This window comes from Bradyrhizobium sp. AS23.2, assembly GCF_001908185.1.
In the GTDB taxonomy this organism is placed as follows: Bacteria; Pseudomonadota; Alphaproteobacteria; order Rhizobiales; family Xanthobacteraceae; genus Bradyrhizobium.
The window spans coordinates 1-665 of record NZ_LGHM01000363.1 but is presented as its reverse complement, the minus strand read 5'-3'; the positions used below and the strand labels follow the sequence as shown (position 1 = coordinate 665).

The window sequence follows — 665 nt, the reverse complement described above, 5'->3', positions numbered from 1 at the left end:
CTTCGCATCCACCGTCGCCGACCGCTACTACGTGGTCGAACACGGCAAGATCATTGACGGATTTTCCAATGCGGAGCTTGCCGCCAACATGGACAAGCTCCATGCCTATCTCGGCGTCTGAGGCAGGGTCCCGAAAAGGTCACGGTCAATGCGCTTGAAGATCAAGTTGGTTGGACTGGACGCGAAAGAGTAACTCTATGCAGGCTCTCTATGCACAGCTACTGGTGGGACTGATTAACGGCTCGTTCTACGCGCTGCTCAGTCTCGGGCTCGCCGTGATCTTCGGCATGCTCAACATCATCAATTTTGCCCATGGCGCGCTCTACATGATGGGCGCCTTCGTCGCCTATTTCCTGCTGAGCCTCGGCGGGATCAATTACTGGTGGGCGCTGCTGCTTGCACCGATCATCGTCGGCATCTTCGGCATGATCCTGGAGCGGACGATGCTGCAATGGCTGACCGGGCTCGATCACCTCTACGGCCTGCTCCTGACCTTCGGCATCGCGCTGATCGTGCAGGGCGTGTTCCAGAACTACTTCGGCTCCTCCGGCCTGCCTTACGCCATCCCGGACCAGCTCAAGGGCGGCATGAATCTCGGCTTCATGTTCCTGCCGGTCTATCGCGGCTGGGTCGTCATCTTCTCGCTGGTCGTGTGTCTGGCGACC

The 665-nt window shown here is 58.8% G+C and carries 1 protein-coding gene and 1 pseudogene; both read left to right on the top strand.

Annotated features, from left to right (window positions below; translation table 11 throughout):
* Positions 1 to 121, top strand: a pseudogene (locus tag AC630_RS45085) (ABC transporter ATP-binding protein); the annotation flags it as partial.
* A gap of 76 nt (positions 122 to 197) precedes the next feature.
* On the top strand, positions 198 to 665 hold a 468-nt coding region (locus AC630_RS42160), incomplete at its 3' end, for a branched-chain amino acid ABC transporter permease (protein WP_143198779.1).